The sequence below is a fragment of the Sandarakinorhabdus sp. genome (assembly GCF_031422795.1).
Classification (GTDB): Bacteria; Pseudomonadota; Alphaproteobacteria; order Sphingomonadales; family Sphingomonadaceae; genus Sandarakinorhabdus.
In genome coordinates, this window is sequence record NZ_JANPML010000278.1 from 1 (window position 1) to 2,594 (window position 2,594).

Annotated in this window: 2 protein-coding genes; both read left to right on the forward strand. The window is 66.0% G+C overall.

Annotated features, from left to right (window positions below; all coding sequences use genetic code 11):
* On the forward strand, positions 1-807 hold an 807-nt coding region (locus RMO81_RS09970), incomplete at its 5' end, for a TolC family protein (protein ID WP_310475700.1).
* Positions 804-2,516, forward strand: coding sequence for a type I secretion system permease/ATPase (locus tag RMO81_RS09975; protein ID WP_310475701.1), 1,713 nt, complete (start codon positions 804-806; stop codon positions 2,514-2,516). The genes RMO81_RS09970 and RMO81_RS09975, both read left to right, overlap by 4 nt.
* Positions 2,517-2,594: the final 78 nt, after the last annotated feature.

Here is a 2,594-nt window from a genome sequence, read left to right on the forward strand (position 1 = left end):
GGCCATGCCAAGCGGCTGGACCGGCTGGCGATGATGGTGGGCAAGCGCGCCGACGCCGGCGCCGAAAGCACCGCCGACAAGGCGCGCGCCGATGCCGCCGCGGCCCAGGCGCAAACCCGGCTGGCCGACGCACAGCGCCGCGATGCCGCCGCCAGTGCCCGGATCGCCGAACTATGGGGAAAGTTGCCGGAAAGCCCGGCGCGCGCGCTGCCGCCGCCTGAAGATCCCGGCGTGATCGAAACACCCGATGTGCGCGCCGCCAGGGCAGACGCGCTTGCCCGCAAGGCCACCGCCCGCGCGGCCAAGGCCGATCGCCTGCCCCGATTGGAAGCGCGCGTTTCCGGCTCGGCCTATGATATCGCCAGGGATGGCCGCCCGGATTACGATGTGCGCGCCACGGTTTCGCTCACCACCCGCTTCTCCACCGGTGGTGCCGAGGCCGCGCGTGTATCGGAACTATCGGCCGCTGCCCGCCGGGCCGAACTGGCCGCCACCCGCATCAGCGCCGAAACCACCCGCGAACTGGAAGAGGCCGAAGCCGAACTGCGCACCCGCAGTGCCGCCCTGCCGGCCCAGCAGCGCGCCGTGGTTTCAGCGATGCGGGCGCGCGAATTGTTCGGCCTGCGGTTCAACGCCGCGCGCGGCACCTTGTTCGACCTGCTTGCCGCTGAACGCGAGGCGCTGGATACCGGGCTGGGGCTGGTGGATGCCGAAATCCGGCTTGACATGGCACGCTGGCTGCTGCTGGCCCGGCGCGGAACCATTTTACAACTGGTCGATGGCCAGAATCGCGAGCAGCAACCGTGAACGATTTCCTGTTGAAGTTTCTGCCGGCCTGGCTGGCCGATGCCTTGCTGGCGCACCGTGGCACCTATGGCCGGGCGGCGCTGGCGGCGGTGTTCACCAATATCTTCGCACTGGCCTCGTCGCTGTTCTCGATGGTGGTCTACAACCGCATCGTGCCATCGGGCGCGACTGAATCGTTGATGGCACTGGCGGCGGGCATGGTCGTGGTGCTGGTGTTTGATTTCATCATGCGCGTGCTGCGCGGCTGGTTTGTCGATGTGGCCGGGCGCGATGTCGATGCTGCCCTGGGCAACCAGATGTTTTCGCGGCTGCTCGGCCTGCGTCTGGCCGATCGCCAGGGGTCGTCGGGGGCGTTTGCCGGCCTGCTGCGCGAACTGGAAACCATCCGCGAGACTTTGGCCAGCACGACGTTGATCGCACTGGTCGATCTGCCGTTCACGCTGTTGTTCCTGGGCGTGATCGCTGCCATCGGTGGGCAATTGGTGCTGGTACCGATGCTGATGATCCCGTTGGTGGTGGTGACCAGCTTTGCCATCCAGCCCACGCTCGATCGGCTGGCGCGTGAAAATCTGGGCCAGGGCTTTTCCAAACAGGGCGTGGTGGTGGAAACGGTTGCGGGCCTTGAAACCGTGAAGGCAGGCCGCGCCGGCCCGATGCTGGAAGCCCGCTGGAACCGCGCCATGACCGATAATGCCGGCAGCGCGCTGTCCAGCCGGCTGCTGTCGGCTGTCGCCATCAACGTCGCCGCTTCGGCCCAGACGATCGCCTATGTTGGCACATTGATCCACGGCGTGTTCCTGATCACGGCCGGCGAATTGTCGTCGGGCGCACTGATTGCCGTCTCGATCCTCTCCGGCCGGGTGGTGGCGCCGCTGGGCCAGGTCGCTGGCCTGCTCACCCGGCTTTCGGCCACACGCGCGGCGATCACCCGCCTCGATCAGTTCATGTCCAACCCGCTGGAAGCCGGCAGCACCACCAGTGTGCGTCGCACCTGGCTGAAAGGCGCCATCGAACTGCGCGATGTCAGCTTCAAATATCCCGGCAAGGGCCAATCTGTGCTGTCGGGTGTGTCGCTGCGTATTGAACCGGGTGAACGCGTGGCCATCGTCGGCCGCGTCGGTTCGGGCAAATCCTCCATCGCCCGGCTGGTGCTTGGCCTCTATCAGCCCGATCAAGGCCAGGTGCTGATCGACGGCGCCGATATCCGCCAGCTGCACCCCGATGATCTGCGGATCAACATCGGCGCCGTGCTGCAGGACGTGACGCTGTTTTCCGGCTCGATCCGCGACAACATCACCCTCACCGATCCAACGCTGGGTGATGATGAACTGATCCGCGTCGCCAAATTGTCGGGCACCTACGATGTGGTCGGCGCGCTCGAAAACGGCTTTGATCTTACTCTGGCCGATCGCGGCGAAGGCCTGTCGGGCGGCCAGAAACAGGGCATTGCCATCGCCCGCGCGCTGGCCGGCAAACCGCCCATCCTGATCTTCGATGAACCCACCAGCGCCATGGACAACCAGAATGAAGCGCAGTTGGTAGCCCGCCTCGAACCCGAACTGGCAGGGCGCACCTTCCTGCTCGTCACCCATCGTCAGGCCATGTTGAAACTGGTCAATCGGGTGGTGGTGATCGCCGGCGGCAAGATCGTCGCCGATGGCCCGCGCGATGCCGTGCTGAAAAGCCTCGCTGCTGGAGCTCCAGTATGAGCAACCTGTCTGATCGCGTGCTCGCCATGGGCCTGAAGGAACGGGATTTCCCCAGCCTGCTGCTGTGGACCGTCGTGG